12 protein-coding genes are annotated in these 18,171 nt (G+C 67.3%); 7 read left to right on the top strand and 5 right to left on the bottom strand.

The window, feature by feature from the left end; translation table 11 throughout:
- Positions 1 to 40: 40 nt before the first annotated feature.
- Positions 41 to 3,487, bottom strand: coding sequence for an error-prone DNA polymerase (locus tag ACFC0O_RS29605; protein ID WP_375963362.1), 3,447 nt, complete (start codon positions 3,485 to 3,487; stop codon positions 41 to 43).
- A gap of 193 nt (positions 3,488 to 3,680) precedes the next feature.
- Here ACFC0O_RS29605 and ACFC0O_RS29600 point away from each other — a divergent pair, with 193 nt between their 5' ends.
- Positions 3,681 to 4,652: an SDR family NAD(P)-dependent oxidoreductase gene (locus tag ACFC0O_RS29600; protein WP_375963360.1), complete on the top strand. Its 972-nt coding sequence runs from the start codon at positions 3,681 to 3,683 to the stop codon at positions 4,650 to 4,652.
- Between the two features lie 46 nt (positions 4,653 to 4,698).
- On the opposite strand, the gene ACFC0O_RS29595 is transcribed toward ACFC0O_RS29600, so the two are convergent.
- On the bottom strand, positions 4,699 to 5,628 hold the full coding sequence (locus ACFC0O_RS29595) for a LysR family transcriptional regulator (RefSeq protein ID WP_375963357.1): 930 nt from the start codon (positions 5,626 to 5,628) through the stop codon (positions 4,699 to 4,701).
- A gap of 149 nt (positions 5,629 to 5,777) precedes the next feature.
- On the opposite strand from ACFC0O_RS29595, the gene ACFC0O_RS29590 reads away from it, so the two are divergent.
- Complete coding sequence (locus ACFC0O_RS29590) at positions 5,778 to 6,149, top strand: DUF4267 domain-containing protein (RefSeq protein WP_375963354.1); 372 nt, start codon at positions 5,778 to 5,780, stop codon at positions 6,147 to 6,149.
- On the opposite strand, the gene ACFC0O_RS29585 is transcribed toward ACFC0O_RS29590, so the two are convergent.
- Positions 6,150 to 7,307: an acyl-CoA dehydrogenase family protein gene (locus ACFC0O_RS29585; RefSeq protein ID WP_375963352.1), complete on the bottom strand. Its 1,158-nt coding sequence runs from the start codon at positions 7,305 to 7,307 to the stop codon at positions 6,150 to 6,152.
- Positions 7,308 to 7,482: 175 nt separating this feature from the next.
- Here ACFC0O_RS29585 and ACFC0O_RS29580 point away from each other — a divergent pair, with 175 nt between their 5' ends.
- The 4 genes from ACFC0O_RS29580 (at position 7,483) to ACFC0O_RS29565 (ending at position 12,961) form a co-directional block, all read left to right on the top strand.
- The gene (locus ACFC0O_RS29580; protein WP_375963350.1) at positions 7,483 to 8,466 is read left to right on the top strand and encodes an NADPH:quinone oxidoreductase family protein; all 984 of its coding nucleotides are present in this window, start codon (positions 7,483 to 7,485) and stop codon (positions 8,464 to 8,466) included.
- A gap of 54 nt (positions 8,467 to 8,520) precedes the next feature.
- Positions 8,521 to 10,032 carry an AMP-binding protein gene (locus ACFC0O_RS29575; RefSeq protein WP_375963348.1) on the top strand — a complete coding sequence of 504 codons (1,512 nt, stop codon included), beginning with the start codon at positions 8,521 to 8,523 and terminating at the stop codon, positions 10,030 to 10,032.
- Between the two features lie 115 nt (positions 10,033 to 10,147).
- On the top strand, positions 10,148 to 11,119 hold the full coding sequence (locus ACFC0O_RS29570; protein WP_375963346.1) for a lipase family alpha/beta hydrolase: 972 nt from the start codon (positions 10,148 to 10,150) through the stop codon (positions 11,117 to 11,119).
- Between the two features lie 51 nt (positions 11,120 to 11,170).
- Positions 11,171 to 12,961 carry an MFS transporter gene (locus ACFC0O_RS29565; protein WP_375963343.1) on the top strand — a complete coding sequence of 597 codons (1,791 nt, stop codon included), beginning with the start codon at positions 11,171 to 11,173 and terminating at the stop codon, positions 12,959 to 12,961.
- Between the two features lie 72 nt (positions 12,962 to 13,033).
- On the opposite strand, the gene ACFC0O_RS29560 is transcribed toward ACFC0O_RS29565, so the two are convergent.
- Positions 13,034 to 14,398, bottom strand: a complete 1,365-nt coding sequence (locus ACFC0O_RS29560) for a QsdR family transcriptional regulator (RefSeq protein WP_375963341.1) — start codon at positions 14,396 to 14,398, stop codon at positions 13,034 to 13,036.
- Between the two features lie 60 nt (positions 14,399 to 14,458).
- Positions 14,459 to 16,495 (bottom strand): CocE/NonD family hydrolase, encoded by a 2,037-nt coding sequence (locus ACFC0O_RS29555; RefSeq protein WP_375963338.1) that lies wholly within the window; start codon positions 16,493 to 16,495, stop codon positions 14,459 to 14,461.
- A gap of 141 nt (positions 16,496 to 16,636) precedes the next feature.
- On the opposite strand from ACFC0O_RS29555, the gene ACFC0O_RS29550 reads away from it, so the two are divergent.
- The gene (locus tag ACFC0O_RS29550; RefSeq protein ID WP_375963335.1) at positions 16,637 to 18,166 is read left to right on the top strand and encodes an FAD-dependent monooxygenase; all 1,530 of its coding nucleotides are present in this window, start codon (positions 16,637 to 16,639) and stop codon (positions 18,164 to 18,166) included.
- Positions 18,167 to 18,171 lie beyond the last annotated feature (5 nt).

Raw genomic sequence — 18,171 nt, 5'->3', positions numbered from 1 at the left:
TAAGACGAGGTGATCATCCCGGGTGTGACAGCGTTCGCCGTCAGCGGAAGTCGCGGGAGCGGCCTTCGATGCGGAGGTTCATGCGCTGGAGGTGATCCGCCACGACGGTGACCGCGCCCTCGGCGTTCTGGACGCGGCCGCGGATCAGCAGGGCGGGGGCGGATTGGGCCAGGCGGCGGTAGCGGGCCCATAGGCCGACCGAGCAGACGACGTTGACCATGCCGGTCTCGTCTTCCAGGTTGATGAAGGTGACGCCCGCGGCGGTGGCGGGGCGTTGGCGGTGGGTGACCGCGCCGCCCACCAGAACCCTTGTGCCGTCGCGGATTCCGAGCAGTTGATCGGCCGGGACGACCCCGAGCGCATCGAGCTGGGAGCGCAGGAATTCGGTCGGATAGCTGCCCGGGGAGACCCCGGTGGCCCAGACGTCGGCGGCGGCCAGCTCCAGGGCGCTCATACCGGGCAGGGCGGGAGCATCGACGGCCGCGCCCATACCCGGCAGGCGGTCGGGGCGCTCACCCGCCGCGGCCCCCGCCGCCCAGAGCGCCTCACGCCGGGTGCCACCGAGACTGTCCAGCGCGCCCGCCGTAGCCAGCGATTCCGCCTGCGGCACAGTCAGTTCCACCCGCCCGGTGAGATCCAGGAACGACGTGTACGGACCGGTCTCGCGGGCCGCCACGATCTGTTCCGCCAATTCCGTGCCGATACCACGCACCGACGCCAGCCCGAGCCGAATCCGCATACCCCGTTCCTCCAGGGTCGCCTCGGCCAGACTGTGGTTGATATCCGGTCCGTGCACCACCACCCCGTGCCGCCGCGCATCGGCCACCAGCGATTGCGGTGAGTAGAACCCCATCGGCTGGGCGCGCAGCAGCCCCGCGCAGAACGCCGCCGGATGATGCAGTTTGAACCAGGAGGAGTAGAAGACCAGCGAGGCGAAACTCTGCGAATGACTTTCCGGGAAACCGAAATTCGCGAAGGCGTACACCTTCTCGTAGATCCGGTCGGCCTTCTCCCCGGTGATGCCGTGCAACTCGCGCATACCGGTGTAGAAGCGTTCGCGCAGGCGTTCCATCTTCTCCGGTGAGCGTTTGGAGCCCATGGCGCGACGCAGCTGATCGGCCTCGGCGGCGGTGAAGCCGGCGATGTCCACGGCCATCTGCATGAGCTGTTCCTGGAACAGCGGGATACCGAGCGTGCGTTCGAGCGAATTCTCCAGTGCCGGATGGTCATAGACGACCGCTTCGCGGCCGTTGCGGCGGCGGATGTACGGGTGCACCGAACCGCCCTGAATGGGCCCGGGCCGGATCAGCGCCACTTCCACCACCAGGTCGTAGAAGTTGCGCGGTTTCAAGCGCGGCAGCGTCGCCATCTGCGCGCGGGATTCCACCTGGAAGACGCCGACCGAGTCGGCGCGGCACAGCATGTCGTACACTGCGGCCTCGGTCAGATCCAGGCGATGCAGTTCCACGCTCTCACCCTTGTGCTCGCGCACCAGGTCGATCATGTAGTGCAGTGCCGAGAGCATGCCGAGCCCGAGCAGATCGAATTTCACCAAACCCGCTGCGGCGCAATCGTCTTTATCCCATTGCAGCACGCTGCGCCCGGGCATGCGCGCCCATTCGGTCGGGCAGACATCGGCGATGGGGCGATCGCAGATCACCATGCCACCCGAGTGAATACCCAAATGCCTTGGCAGACCCTCCAATTCACCGGCCAGCCCGAGCACGTCCGGCGGTATGTCGGTGTGCTCCTCCTTGGCGACACCGGTCCAGCGGCTCACCTGTTTACTCCAGGCGTCCTGCTGTCCGGGCGCGAAACCCAGTGCGCGCGCGGCATCGCGCACGGCGGAGCGGCCGCGATAGGTGATCACATTGGCGACCTGCGCCGCGTACTCACGCCCGTATTTGGCGTAGACGTGCTGGATCGCCTCCTCGCGCCGATCCGATTCGATATCGACGTCGATATCGGGCGGCCCGTCCCGCTCCGGTGCCAGGAAGCGTTCGAACAGCAGCTTATTGGCGACCGGATCCACATTGGTGATGCCGATGGCGTAGCAGACGGCGGAATTCGCGGCCGATCCCCGCCCCTGACAGAGGATGTCATTGGTGTGGCAGAAGTCGACGATATCGTGCACCACCAGGAAGTAGCCCGGAAACTTCAGCCGCGCAATCACTTCCAGCTCATGGTCGAGCTGCTGATACGCCTTCGGGTTGCTCGCGCGCGGCCCGTAGCGGCGGCCCGCGCCCCGCATGGTGAGCTCGCGCAGCCAGGAGTCCTCATCGTGCCCCTCGGGTACGTCGAACGGCGGCAGCTGCGGTGCGATCAAACGCAGATCGAAGGCGCATTCCCGGGCCAGCGCAACGGCATTGGCGACCGCGTGCGGATGGTCGGCGAACAAACGCGCCATTTCCGCCCCGGAGCGCAGGTGCGCGCCGCCGGTGGGCGGCAGCCAGCCCGCCATCTCGTCCAGCGAGGAGCGGGCGCGAATGGCGGCCAGCGCCATGGCCCGGCGGCGCTGCGGCGGTGCGGCGAAATGCGCTCCGGTGGTTGCCAATACGGGCAGTCCGAGCCGATCCGCGAGCGCGATGAGCCGGGCATTGCGCTCATCGTCCTCCGGAATCCCGTGGTGGGTGAGCTCCACGCTCACATGTTCGGTCCCGAATCGCTCGATCAGCTCGCGCAGCGCGCCCTCGGCGGCGGCATCGCTCTGCGTGAGCGCCTGTCGCACAGTCCCTTTGCGGCAGCCGGTGAGCACATGCCAGTGCCCGCCCGCCGCTTCGGTGAGCCGGTCCAGGTCGTACCGCAGAATGCCCTTCTCCCCCGCCGCCATATGCGCCGCTGCCATCTCCCGCGACAAGCGCCGATACCCCTCCTGCCCGCGCGCCAGGATCAGCAGATGCGGTCCGACCGGATCGGGCGCACCGGTGCGCGGCGCGGAATCGGCCCATACGGATTCCCCTGCGCCTCCGCCACTTTCGCGGCTGCGGCCCGCACGCCCCGGACCACGCTTGACCGATGCGCCATCGCCGCTCACAGCTTCGGGATTGACGGCAGCGCCCCGCGCACGCCGTCCACGTGGGGCGAGATGCGCCCCGGCGCGAGCGGCGGTGCCGAGCGAGAGTTCCGCGCCGAAGACGGTGGGCATACCCCATTCGCGAGCCGCTTCGGCGAAGCGCACCACGCCGTAGAAACCATCGTGATCGGTGAGGGCGAGCGCTTCCAAGCCGAGCCGTACCGCCTCCTCCACGAGTTCCTCGGGCGGGCAGGCGCCATCGAGGAAGCTGTAGGCGGAGTGGGTGTGCAGTTCGGCGTACGGGACGGTGGGTCCGGCGGTGCGGGCCAGGGTTCCGGCTTCGTATTTCTCGCGTTTGCGGGACCAGGCCGGGCTGTCGCCGCCGTCGCCTTCGACGCGCCGGGCCGGATCGGGGCGGCCGGAGAGCACGCGCTCCAGTTCCGCCCAGGTAGGCGGACCGTTATGCCAGCCCACGGCCCCTCCTCACCACCTTGATCACCAGCGTTGATCGAACATACATTCGATCCATTCAGGCAGTATAGGAGACCCGACCGAACGGTCTATATAGCGCCCGCTCCGGCGTGTCCGAGACACCCGCCACCTTCTTCTGGCACCGGAACTTACTTAGGAGTAAGTTCTAGGCAATTCGATCTGCAAGGGAGCAGTGATGACCGATACCTCGGGTTACCTGGCCCGTCGGCGCGCCCGCCGCGACCTGACCGGCAAGCACATTGTCATTACCGGCGCGTCCTCCGGAATCGGCCGCTCGGCGGCCCTGGCCGTCGCCGAGAAGGGCGCGGTCGTCCTGCTCTTGGCCCGGCGCGGCGATGAACTCGCCACCCTGGTCGACGAGATCAAGGCGAACGGCGGTGAGGCACACGGCTATCAGTGCGATGTCACCGACGCCGATTCCGTGGATGCCGCGATCACGCTCATCCTGGCCCAGCACGGTCACGTCGACATGCTGGTCAACAATGCGGGCCGGTCCATCCGCCGCGCCGTGCACCGGTCCACCGATCGCATGCACGATTTCGAACGGACCATGGCGGTCAACTACTTCGGCGCGGTGCGCATGACCCTGGCGCTGCTGCCGCAGATGCGCGAGCGCAAGTTCGGGCACATCGTGAATATCTCCAGCGCGGGCGTGCAGGTGGCGACACCGCGCTTCGCCGCCTACCTCGCCAGCAAGGCGGCGCTGGACAAGTTCGCGGAGGTGACCGCGGCCGAAATGCTCGCCGACAACATCACTTTCACCACCATCCACATGCCACTGGTGCGCACTCCGATGATCACCCCGAGCGGCGATCAGGGCACCCCCACCCAGTCACCCGAGTGGGCCGCGGCGACCATCGTGCGCGCGCTCAGCGAACGGCCGCGGCGCATCGACGTCCCGCTGGGAACACTCGCCGAATACGGCAATCTGGTCGCGCCGGCGATCAAGGAGCGGGCTCTGCACCGCTACTACCGCGCCATCCCGGATTCCCCTGCGGCCAAAGGCGAAACGGTCGTCGAACCGGAGACCACCGAGGTGGAGATCGTGGTGCCGCAGCGTCGCCGTCGCACGGTGCCGCCCGCCATCCGAGTCACCGGAACGGCCCTGCGCCGAGCCGCGCGATTGGTGCCCGGCACGCACTGGTGAGCGGTGGCCCTTCGCAGCGCCGACGGCCTCGATATCCGCGGGAACATCAGCAGGCGGTAACCATTTCCGTCCCCCGCGGTCGGCGGCAATCGCCCCGGCTGGTGGCCAGCGCCGCCTCGTTGAACGCCCGGATGCGGGCGTTCTCTCGCGATTCACGCCAGACCAGACGGCCCTGCAGGGGTGGCGCGTCATCGATGGGCAGGTAGGTGACGCGGGGGTAGGCACGGTAGCAGGAGCCCTCGTCGCCAAGCACGAACGCCCCCGCGCCACCGCCGACCAGGCTGATCGCCTCCTGAAATGTGCTGGCGGACATGACATGCCGGATCGGCCTGCCATCGGGGGTGCGGGTCGGCGTCCGATCGGCGGCGACCTCGGACGGCGTCGAATCGGGTACGCCGATCAACGGGATATCGGCCAGATCGTTCAGCGAAACCGAATCACGCGCGGCCAGCGGATGCGTGCGCGGCAGCGCGAGCAGCCGGGGCAGGGTCCGCAATACCGGCCCGGCGACGAGCCCCGGCTCCACCATGGGATGGCAGGCCAGCACCATCTCGACCAGATCGTCGTGCAGTGCCGCCGCTCCCCCGTAGAGCGGCAATTCCCGAATCCGAACCTCCACACCCGGATTCGCGGCGGTGAGCCGGTCCGCGGCCTCCATCAGGAAGACGCCCGCGCCCGCGCTGCCGAAGCCGACCTCGACCACACCGGGCATACCCCGGCCCGCCGTGGTCGCGCGTTCGATGGCGCGCTGGACCAGATCGTGCCCCGGGCGCAGATCGTCCAGTAGCTGTTTCCCGACCGGGGTCAGCGCCACCCGGCGGCTGGTGCGCTCGAAAAGCGGTGCGCCGAACCGTCGTTCCAGCGCCTGAATCGTCTGACTGATCCGGCCGGTCGAAACCCGCAGCCGCTGTGCGGTTCTGCCGAAGTGCAGCTCATCGGCCAACGCCAGAAAGGCTTCTATCTCGTACCGTTCCATCGCAGTGACTACGCCGTGGGCACGGGTTTTGTTCCGGCCGATCGTTCAGCGTGGCTAATGGATGATTGATCAACCCGCCATTGTTCCGGGAACCCGCTTTCCGAATCCTTGGAGGCGCGGTCGCACGACCGCGGAACCGGGAGAAAACAGTGACAGTCCTCGCCTACGGGTTGGCCATCGTGCTCGATCTGACGATCATCTTCATCGGGGTGCGGTTCCTGCTCATCCCCGAGACGGCGGCGACGGCCTTCGGCGTTCCGGCGCGCGCCGACGGTGACGCGGGCCCCTATCTGACCGTCAAGGGTCTGCGCGATATCACCTCGGGCGTCATCGGTTTGGCGATCCTCGCCTTCGCGGGCGCCTCGGCCGAGGCCTGGTTCATGCTGGCCGTCGCGCTGACCCCGTTCGGCGACTGCGCCATCGTGCTGCGCAACGGCGGCACCAAGGCCGCCGCCTTCGGCATCCATTTCGCCACCGCGGTCGTCGTACTCATCAGCGCCGCACTGCTTTTCGCCCTCTGATCAGAGCCCCATCTCCTTGGCGATGATCATTTTCATGACTTCGCTTGTGCCGCCGTAGATTCGGTTGACCCGATTATCGGCGTAGAGGCGGGTGATCGGATATTCGTTGATGAAGCCGTAGCCGCCGTGCAATTGCAGGCAGCGGTCGATCACCCGGGACGCGACCTCGGAGCAGAACAGCTTCGCCGATGCGGCGTCGGCGGCGGTCAGCTCACCGGCGTCATGGGCGTCCAGGGCGCGATCCACCACCGCTTCGGCGGCGTCGACCTCGGCACTGCAGGCCGCGAGCTCGAATTTGGTGTTCTGGAATCCGGCCACCGGAGTACCGAAAACGGTTCGCTCCCTGACGTATTCGGTGGTGAAGCGGATCGCGGCCTTGGCCTGGGCGTATGCGCCCACCGCGATCGAGAGGCGCTCCTGCGGCAGGTTCTGGCCCAGATAGGAGAAGCCCATATCCTGCTCGCCGAGTAGATCGCCGACGGGCACCCGCACCTCGGTGAAGCTCAACTCGGCGGTGTCGGAGGTCTTGAGCCCCAGCTTGTCCAGCTTGCGATTCACGCGATAGCCGTCGGACGCGGCGTCCACGGCGAGCAGGGAGATCCCGAAGCGCCGGTCATCGGGCCGGGCCGCGGCGGTGCGGGCGCATACGATCACCCGGTCGGCGTGCACGCCGCCGGTGATGAAGGTCTTGGACCCGTTCAGCACATAGTGCGTGCCGTCCTCGGAAAGCTTTGCGGTGGTGCGCATTCCGGCGAGGTCGGAACCGATATCGGGTTCGGTCATGGCGATGGCGAACATGAGTTCACCGGTGACGAAACCCGGGAACCAGCGCGCCTTCTGCTCCGGGGTGGCCAGTTTCTTCAGATAGGGCAGGCACAGTCCGGTGTGCACGCCGGAGCCGCCGAAGGAGACCCCGGCCCGGTGCGCCTCCTCCATCAGGATGGCCTGGAATTTGAACGACTCCACGCCCGCGCCACCGTATTCCTCGGGCACCTCGATGCCCCAGACGCCGAATTCGCCGAGCTTGTAATAGAACTCGCGCGGTGCGATACCCGCCTCGAACCACTGTTCGTGCACCGGAACCACTTCGGACTCGATGAAGGCGCGGACGGTCTTGCGGAAGGTCTCGTGGTCGGCGTCGTACACGGTTCTGCGCATGGGTTCTCCGAATCTCCTGAGCTTTACCTGATAGTAAACATAGATCACGGCGATGCGCCAGATATCGCACATAAATGCCATCCCCATCAGCAGATACCCGTTGACAGTGCTTCCAGGCGTATGGAACGTTACAGTCGATATGTTCCAAACATGCTCACACTCGACGGAGACAGCTATGAAGGCCTGGCAGATAACACAATTGGGCGAGCCCGCGACGGCGCTGAGCTGGACCGAACTCGACGATCCGACCCCCGGGCCCGGTCAACTGCTGGTCCGGGTGCGCGCGGCGGCGGCCAACTTCCCGGATGTGCTGATGTGCCGCGGTGAGTATCAGGTCCGCCCGGAGTTGCCGTTCACACCCGGCGTCGAACTCTGCGGTGAGGTGATCGCCGCCGGTTCCAGCACCGGCGAGTTCCGGATCGGCGATCGGATCATCGGGGTGACAGCCATGCCGCACGGCGCGTTCGCCGAACTCGCCGTCGTCAACGCGACCGAGGCGTTCCTGGCCCCCGCTGTCCTCGAGGACGCGCAGGCCGCCGCGTTCCATATCGCCTATCAGACGGGCTGGTTCGGCCTGCACCACCGCGCGGCGCTACAGCGCGGTGAGACGCTGCTGGTGCACGCGGCGGCGGGCGGAGTCGGCAGTGCGGCAGTGCAATTGGGCAAGGCCGCGGGCGCTCAGGTCATCGCGGTGGTCGGCGGCGCGGACAAGGCCGAGATCGCGCGCTCCCAAGGGGCCGACATCGTGGTGGATCGCACGACCGAGGATTTCGTCGCCGTCGTGCGCGCGGCCACCGACGGACAGGGCGCGGATGTCATCTACGACCCGGTCGGCGGTGACACCTATGCGCGCTCCACCAAATGCGTCGCCTTCGACGGCCGCATCGTGGTGGTCGGGTTCGCGGGCGGCAAGGTGCAGGCGCCCGCGCTCAATCACGCACTGGTGAAGAACTATTCGATTCTCGGACTGCACTGGGGGCTGTACCGCGAGCAGCGTCACCGCGCGGTGGTCGAGGCGCATGACGCGCTCACCGAATTGGCGAACAAGGGCCTGATCGCCCCGGTGATCGACAGTCTGATCGCACTGGCCGACCTGCCCGCCGGACTCACCCGGCTCGGCGGCGGTACGACCGTCGGCCGGGTCATCGTCCAGCCGTGAGCCCCGCCCGCCACCACCCGGCACGGCCGTCCACATCCCGAGGAGTACCCCGTCATGGCCAATATCGTCGACCGGATCTGGCAGTACGCCACCGACGAGCCGGAGCGCATCGCACTGCGGACACCATCCGATGACCTCAGCTACGGCGAACTGATAAGCCGGGCAGCGCGTTTCGGCGGCATACTGCGCGGTTCCGGTCTCCGCGCCGGTGATCGAATGGTCCTGATCGCACCGACCCGACCCGAATTCGTGATCGCCTATCTCGGCGCGCAGCTCGCCGGGGTCATCGTCGTCACCATGAACACCATGGCCACCGCACCCGAAATCGACTGGGTGCTGGCCGATTCGGAGGCGACGCTGATCGCGGCCTGGCATACCGGCACGGCGGCCTCCGCCGCGGCGGCCGCGTCCACCGCTCGCCGGGTCCGGTATATGGCACTCACCGCCGATATCGGCATGATTTCGGAATACGCACTACCGGAACCGATCTCGCGCGAGCCGGACGATACGGCGGTCCTGCTCTACACCTCGGGAACCACGGGTAAACCCAAGGGCGTCGAGTTGACCATCGCCAATCTCAGCCATACCGCCCGGGTCTACACCGAACAGCTCGGATTGCGGCCCGACGACCGGCTCGGCACCGGCCTGCCGCTGTTCCACGTGTTCGGGCAGGCGGTAGCGCTGCTGACCGCGCTGAATATCGGCTGCCCGTTCTCACTGCTGGAGAAGTTCACCCCGGACGCCATGCTCGAACTCATTCGCGATCATCGGCTGACCGTGGTGGCCGGGGTGCCGACCATGTGGAACGCCATGCTGCACGCCGAGGGCGATTTCGGCGCGGCTGATCTGCGCGGTCTGCGACTGGCGGCGTCCGGTGGCGCGGCGCTGCCGCGGGAGGTGGTCGAGGCGTTCGCGGCCCGGTTCGGCTGCACCATCCTGGAGGGCTACGGATTGACCGAATCCACCGGCGCGGCAACGTATCAGGCCCCGGGGCGCACACATCCCCCGGGTTCGGCGGGGCAGGCGCTGCCCGGCACCGATATCGAGATTCGCGATACGCACGGCGTGCCGGTGCGCATCGGGACGGTCGGCGAAATCCACCTGCGCGGTCCGAGCGTCATGAAGGGGTACTGGCGGCGGGCGGACGCGACCGCCGCCGAACTGTCCGGTGGCTGGCTGCGCACCGGCGATCTGGGCTATCTCGATTTCGACGGCTACCTGTTCATCATCGATCGCCTCAAGGAGTTGATCATTCGCGGCGGCTACAACGTCTATCCGCGCGAAGTCGAGGAGGTGCTGTACCGGCATCCCGGCATCGCCGCGGTGGCGGTCATCGGCATACCGGACGCGCATCACGGGGAGGAGGTCGCCGCGGCCGTGGTGCCGATGCCCGGCCACGATCTGAACGCGGAGCAGATCCGCGCGTGGGCGAAGGAACGGCTGTCCGCGTACAAGGTGCCGCACCGCTTCGCGTTCGTGGCCGCGCTGCCGATCGGGCCGACCGGCAAGGTGCTCAAGCGCGCGGTCGATTGGGATGCGCTCACCATCGACTCGACTGGAACATAGTTACAACTGAGTTCCATCTAAGGTCAAAGTTATCTGCTATTTCTCCAAACAGGCATTACCAACAGGTAAAGCCTGCTACGAATGGAACAGGCTCAACGACGTTCCAGGAGATCCCATGCCGACCGCCACATCGATCCGCCGCAACCGCACCCGCCGCCTACTGACCGCCTTCGCATTCGCCTGTGCCGCAGCGCTTTCCACCGCGAACACGGCCGTGGCCGCACCGGCCTATCCGGTGCCCTACGGCCTCGGCGAAGGTCTGACCCACTATTTCGACCCGGCGTCCCCGCCCGGCGCCAATGACTGGTCCTGCCGCCCCACCCCGGAACACCCCGAACCCGTCATCCTGCTGCACGGCCTCACCGCGACGCAGGCCGCGGACTGGGCATCGCTCGCCCCGCTGCTGGCCAATAACGGCTACTGCGTGTTCGCGCTCAACTACGGCATGGAATCCCGGCTGCCCGCACCGCTGAACACGGTGCCGGGCCTCGGAGACATGATCGATTCGGCCACCAACCAACTCGCGCCGTTCGTCGATCGAGTGCTCGCCGCGACCGGCGCCGAACGCGTCGATTTCGTCGGGCATTCCGAGGGCACCGTGATGCCGCGCTGGTACATCAAATTCCTCGGCGGCGCCGACAAGGTGGCCAAATCGGTGAACCTGACCCCCATCAACAACGGCACCCACGCCAACGGTGGCGCACTGCTGGGCGCACTGCTGTCCCGCGTCGGATTATGGGACCGCGCACAGCAATTCGCGATCGACAACGGCTCCGGGGCCGCGGTGCAGCTGACCGCCGGATCGAACTTCCTGGCGGCGCTGAATTCCGGCGTGGCCTACCAACCCGATATCCGATACACGTTCATCATGACCCGCTACGACGAGCTGGTCGTGCCCTACACCAGCGGACTGGGCCCCATCGCGGCCAATGTCACCAACATCGTGGTGCAGGACCAATGCCCGCTCTCGATCTTCGAACACAATGGCGCGTCCTCCGATCCCGTTGCCCTGCAACACGTTCTGAACGCGCTGGATCCCGAGCACGCCCAGCCGGTCAACTGCTTCGGCCGGCCCCGCAACGGGTGAATTCCCGTTCTCCGGAAACTCTTCTCCACCAATGGATCACGGAAGTACAGCATGACTCGTACGCATATCGCGGCCGACCCGGCTCCCATCCCCGCCGCGACGGGCATCTGGGGCCGCCAATTGGACCGATTCCCCGGCACTTTCGCCCGCACCCGCTATCTCGCCATCACCATCGCCGCCACCGTGGTGCTCTACTACCAGCTCTACGCCCAGGGCACCGTCGCCACGAAAATCATTGCCGACCTGCATATGTCGCTGACCTACTTCATCGTCATCCAGATCGCGGGCGGTGCGATCGGCGCGATCGGCTCACTGGCGGCCGGACTCGCGGATCGGTGGGGCCGGGCCAATCTCGTGGTCTACGGATTGGCGCTGGTATCGCTGCTGATGCTGTTCGCCGCACCTAACGTGCACGGCGAAACCTCTTACATGATCGTGTTCGTGCTGATCAGCGGCGTGGAAGGGGTGATACTCGTTGCCACACCGGCGCTGATCAGGGATTTCTCCCCGCAAATGGGGCGCGCCTCGGCGATGGGGTTCTGGACCCTCGGCCCGGTGCTCGGCAGTCTGCTGGCCACCGCCATCTCGAGCAATACCCTGGACGACCATCCGCGCTGGCAGTTCCAATTCCAGGTCGCGGGCATCGTCGGCTGGATCGTCTTCGCCGTCGCGTTCATCGGGCTGCGCGAACTCGCACCGGCGCTGCGCGATCAGCTGATGGTCAGCATCCACGATCGCGCCCTGCTGGAGGCCCGCGCCCGCGGCATCGATCCGGAACAGGCATTGCGCGGACACTGGCGGCAACTGCTGCATGTTCGAATCATGTTGCCCGCCTTGGCGATCAGCAGCTATCTGCTGTTCTACTACCTGTCCGTCGGCTTCTTCGTGCTGTTCTATGTGACCACCTACGGCTACACCGAGGCGCGGGCCAACGCGCTGGCCAACTGGTATTGGATCGCGAACGCGCTGACCCTGGTGATCTTCGGGCTGCTGTCCGATCTGTTCCGGGTGCGCAAGCCGTTCATGCTGGCCGGGGGTCTGATCAGCGCGATCGGTGTCGCCTGGTTCGCCATCGCGACCCGGGCGGGCGATACCGGCTACTACGCCTTCGCGATGATCATTCTCGTCATCGCGATCGGTTCGGGCATGACCTTCGCGGCCTGGATGGCGGCCTTCACCGAAACGGTCGAGGCGCGCAATCCCGCCGCGACGGCGACCGGCTTGGCCATCTGGGGCGCGAGCGTGCGGGTCGCGGTCGCGGCGGGATTCACCGCGCTGATCTTCCTGATCCCGGCGGCGAACACCCTGGTCGAAGCGGGACCGCGGGTGCACGAACTCGCCACCCGATACGCGGCGGAGCTGACCACCCTGCAACGACTCAGCCCGGCGGTCAAAGCCGAATTGTCCACGCGGCCGGACGATCCCGCGGTGCAGGCGGAAGCGCTCGGACAACTGGCGAACTTGCCCGCGGCCGATGTCGGCAGAGTGTTCTCGCTACAGCGGCAACAGAATCCGGCGGCACTGTCCGGACCGGACCGGGAATTCCTGGCCGCGACCGGCGACCGGGTGGCGACGGCCGCCACCGCACTACGGGCGGCGAGCGCGGTACCCAAGGACGATCTGGCCTATCTCACCGTGCACGCCGCCGAAGTGCGCGACGCGGCACATGATTCACCCGATCAGTGGGCACGACTGTGGTGGCTGTGCTTCGCGGCCCAACTGCTGTTCCTGCCGTCCATCTGGTTGCTGACCGGCCATTGGAGCCCGGCCGCGGGACGCGCGGATGCCGAACGGCACCGCGCGGCCGTCCGGGCCGAACTGCTGGCGGCCGAAACCGCTTAGGCCACAGTCGAACCGCGCCGGTGCGGCCGCCGCATCGGGAACGGCCCGAGCACGACCGCCCCGCGCGTGGTGTCACACCGTGGGGCCGGGGCCTTTCTCTTGGGAAGGCCCCGAGTCCTCTATGCCGAGCAGGGTGCGCTGCACCTGCTGGAGATGTTCGACGTCTCCGCGGATATCACCGGCCGTATCGTCGTAGAGGAAAGCCTCGCCGACCCGGGCCAGGGCGTAGGCCAGGGCCGCGGAATCCACGGGAGGGCGGTAACCGTCGTGTTCGCGGGCGCGATCGATGAGGGCGCTGATCACCGCGACGCTGCCGGTGTGGACCGGCCCGTCGGCACGGGTGATCAGCCGCAGGGCATCGGCCTCATTGGTGAGGAAGCGGCGTAGCGCCGGATCGGCGGCCACCGCCCGGGTGGCCCGGTCCAGCACCTCCGAGATGCGCAGTGCGCCGCGGCTGTCGCGGTGACCGTCGATCCCGATGACGAGCTGTTCGAATTGCCGGGCGAAGGCGGCTCCCAGCAGACCCTCCCGGGAGCCGAACCAGCGGTACAGGGTGGTCCGGCCGATACCGAGTTCCGTTGCGACAGCGCCCGCTTCGAAGCGCTCCGCGGTCCGGAAGATGCGCACGGTCGCGTCCAGCACATCCTCGGCGCTGGCTCCGGGCTGGCGGCCGGACGGTCGCCCGGCGGGCGCGAGACGCCGGATCTCCAGTGCCGGATAGGATTCCGCGGATTCCTCGGCATCGCGCGACGACGGACCGTTCGCGGGCGGAGCGGTGCGGTCGAGGGCGCGCGCGGCCTCGGGATCGAGTCCGCGCAGGGCGGCGACGATCATCGAGACCGTCAATTCGGCGGCGGCGGTGAAATCGAGCTGCCGCTCGACGGCCTGGGTCACCCCGCGCACGGCGATATCGGTGACGATCGCGGCGCAGAATTCCGCGCTGGCCGTCCAGGCGCGGTCGTCCCGCTCGTGTTCGACCCGGATCAGGTCGGCGATCCGCACCGCGATCGGGCGCAGCACCTCATCGGAGATCTGCCGGGCATGCGGCCGGTTCAGCGATCCGAACAGCAGCCGGAAGCCCTGATCGTGCCGCGCCGCGTACTCGAACAGCGCGTGGGTGGTGACATCGGTGTGCCGCTGAATGCCCAAACCTGCTGCGCGCCGGTAGCTTTCGAGCATCCAGTCGCGCAGCCGCTCGGCCTCGCGGCGCACGCACGCCTCGAACAGCTGTTCCTTACCGCCGAAATGCGAATACAGCGTCGGCTTGGAGGTTTCCGCGGCCGCCGACAGCTCTTCCATTGTGGCCCTGTCGAACCCGGACCTGCCGAAGACCGCGATGACCCCGTCCAGCAGGGTGTCATCGGTCGGGCGCACCGCGGTCGAGCGCCGGCGTTTCCCGGCGCTGTCGAGGTCCGGCTCACTGTTCGAGACGGTCATACCGCCCTACGTTACCGGCACCGCTTCCACCTGCGGATTGTCGCGGCGCCGGGGCAGGCGTCACCACCCCGGACGGCCGCCGAGCGGAACATTGACCCAGCTGGGCGCGGACGGATCGATATCGATGTGCTGCGGCAGCAATTGACTCTCGTTGAGCAGCGGACGCAGCGGGAGACCACGCGGGAAATTGAAGGCGAAGACGTCCACGCGCAGGCGGTGGCCCGGTTGCAGAACGGCATCGGTCGCGGTCAGTCCCAGATCGAGCTGGGTGGGCTGGCCCGGGACGAGCGGTTCGCGCGTGTCCAGGGTCAGATAGGGATACGGGTCGGTGTAGTCACCGTTGGCCGAGCGGGACGACCTGGTGTCATCCACTTTTCGCAGCGAGGCGGTGAGCTGGCCGGAGGTCAGCACCTTCGAGCTGCCGTCCGGGCCGACATCATTCAGCGTCGCGGACCAGTAGCCGTCGGTGGCGTCCAGCACCGTGTTCAGGTGCACACTCACCGGACCGGAGACGATGGTCGGCTCCGCCACCGGCGGACTGGTGAAGGTCAGCCCGTTGAGCTCCATCGGGCGCGCGTCCTTGGCGCAGATATCGAGAATGGCGGTGATACCGGCGGTGCTCTGCGCGGAATCGCGGGAGCACAGGCTCATCAGGCCCGGGCCGACGGTAAGCCGCTGGGCCGCACCGGGTTCGGTGGTGAGGCTGCCGTCGTGCAGGCTGGCGTTGGTGGTGCCGCTGGGCGCGCCCGACAGGTACAGGCGGCGGTAATCGGCTTCGGGGCGCGGGAATTCGCCCGCGGTGGTCCACGAGCCGCCCTGCTGGAACAGCGTCACCGGGCCGTAGCCGTCGATGCCGTTGTCAATGCCCTTGAGCCACTTGTCGAACCAGGTGCGCTGCAGCACGTCCAGGCGCGGCGGTGCGCCCGGCGCACCGAAACCGCTGCCCGGATTCGCATGGTAGGTATCGCCCATGACGAGCTGTTTCTGCCCGGGCGGCAAGGGAATCGCGTTGTAGATGCGCGGTTCGGAATAGGTGAAGATGTCGTGCCAGCCGCCGTAGATCATGGTCGGCACCCGCACCTGATCCGGATGCCCCAGCCAGCCCTGGCGCAGTGAGCTGTTCGTCTCCAGCAAGCTCTTGAGATTGTCCGGGATCTCCGGGACGCTCTGCACCGTCAAGGCCTGAATGATGTAGTCGAAGAACGTCATCGGGCTCTGCGAACGATCCGCCAGCCACTTCCAATCGAAGTTACCGCTGAACAGCGCGGTCAGATCCGGCATGAGTTTGAGGAAGTTGACGCCGAGCAACCACGGCGGAATGAAACCGAAGCCGAGCGCACCACCGGTGGCCAGCACATCGCGCACCAGATCACTGCCCGGTTCGACCGGGAAGATGGCCTTCAGCGCATCGGGATGATGTTCGGCGGCATGCACCTGATTGATGGCGGAGTACGAGATACCGCTCATCCCGACCTTGCCGTCCGACCAGGATTGCCTACTCGCCCAATCGATCACCTCGACGCTGTCGAGCTGTTCGCGCTCCTGGAAGACCTGCCAGACGCCCTCGGAGAAACCGGTGCCGCGCACATCGGCGACGACCTGGGTGTATCCGCTCTGCACCAGTTTGCGATCGGCGGCGAACAGCCGCGCCCCGCCACCGGGGAGGACCTTGGTGAGTTCGGTGAGCCCGCCCAGGCCCGCACTCGAAAGATCGAACCCGGCAAGGAAATTGGTGAGGATATCCGGCAGCACCGGAATCGACAGCGCCGAATCCACAATGTTGGACACGAGTTTCGTGTACGGGGTGAGGTTCACGATGGTGGGCAGCGGGGTGTCCACGATTCGGCCCTGCGCGTCCATCGGCCGATAGACATTGGCCTTCAACACTGTTCCGTCACTCATGGTGATCGGCACATCCCAGTCGATGTGCACATTCGGATACAGCGGCGCGTCCTGCGCGGCGGTCCACGCGACGCCGAGCTCCCCGCCATCGGGCGCGGTGGCGGCGACCGGTGTGGCGAGCGCGCCGACGGTGACCGCCGCGGTGAGTAGCGCGAGGACACCGATGGCACGTCCCCCGAGCTTTCTGAGTTTCATTCATCCCCGCGAACTCTGAGAAACATTTACGTACCCAACGGGTGGTGACTGTAACCAGCGACACGCTCGGGCGCAATGATGCCGCTCGCCACATTTCCCGATGCCGTATCGACCCCGCCCCGCCGGTGCCACACTGGGGAAATGCCGGGGGCGGATACCGAGGTGGATGTACTGATCGTGGGAGGTGGGCCGGTCGGGCTCACCGCGCGAGCACTGCTGCAACGCTGGGGCGTTCGGGCGCTGCTCATCGAGAAGCGCCGGGAACTTTCGCCGTTCCCGCGCTCCCGGCTGGTGAATGTGCGATCCATGGAGATCTTCCGCGGACTCGGACTGAGCGCGGCCATGACCGCCCGCGCCTTCGCGGCGAAATACGGGCGCATTCGATTCCGAGACAATCTGCAACACCCGGATTTCGCCAGCGCCGCCATGGTCGGGGTCGACGCGCCGATCGCGCAGAGTCCGGAGATCGGCATCGTCACCTCCCAGGACCGGCTCGAACCCACCCTGCTCGCGGCGGCGCGCACACCGCTGTGGTTCGGGGCCGAACTCGTCGAACTGCGCGAGCACGGCGACGGCGTCGAAGCGGTGCTCGATGATCACGGTGCGGCGCAGCGGGTGCGCGCGCACTATGTGATCGCCGCCGACGGCGCGAATTCCACCGTGCGACAGGGGCTCGGCATCGGCGTCACCGGCCCGGGGGTGATGGCGGATTTCACCACGGTGGTCTTCGACGCCGACCTGCGGCGCTGGTGTGCGGACCGGCCCGCCGGGGTGTACTTCACCATGGACGGATTGTTCGCGCCGCTCTATCCCGAGGGCGGCTGGGCCTGGTTCGCGCGCACCCCCGAATACCGTTCCGATTGGCATGAACTCGTCGCGCTGGCGCTCGGACCGGACCGCGATGTTCCCATCGAGGTGGTGCGGGTCCAGCGCTGGTCGATGAATGCCATTGTGGCCGAACACTTTCAAAGGGGTCGCGCACTGCTGGCCGGTGACGCCGCACACGCCCTGCCCATCGTCGGGGGGCTCGGTATGAACACCGGTATCGCCGATGTGCACAACCTCTGCTGGAAACTGGCCGGACTGCTGCACGGCTGGGCCGGACCGGGACTGCTGGAAAGCTATGCGGCGGAACGACAACCGGTCGCCCAGCGCACCCTGGGGCAGGCGGTGGCCAATACCCAGCTCACCCTCCAGGTGCAGCGCCGACGGCAGGAGCAGGTCTCACACGGCGGCATCGGCTCGGCCGAAATCGAACTACCCTGGTCGGAACAGTATTTCGCGCAACTGGGGCTGGTGCTCGGCGCCGCCTACCACTCGAACGCCGTGCTGGGCGGCAGTGCATCGATAAGCACCGGAACCGATTACGTGCCGACACCGCTGCCCGGACATCGCATGCCGCATCTGTGGCTCACCCCCGAACGCTCCACCCTCGACGCGCTCGGCGAATGGTTCACCCTGTTCACCCCGAACCCGGCCCGCTGGGGACAGCGCACCGGCCGCTGGCCGCTGCGCCTGGAACCCATCCTGCGCGAGCACGCCTACTGCTGCGGACTCGGCGCGGACGGAGCCCTGCTCGTCCGCCCCGACGGCCATATCGCCGCCCGCTGGGATGCGGGCCCGCGCGGTGACACGGATCTGCGCGAGGCGCTCTCCGCCGTCACACACTAGGCGAA

The organism is Nocardia sp. NPDC056100 (assembly GCF_042266325.1).
Lineage (GTDB): Bacteria > Actinomycetota > Actinomycetes > Mycobacteriales > Mycobacteriaceae > Nocardia.
This window is presented reverse-complemented; position numbering and strand designations above follow the sequence as displayed.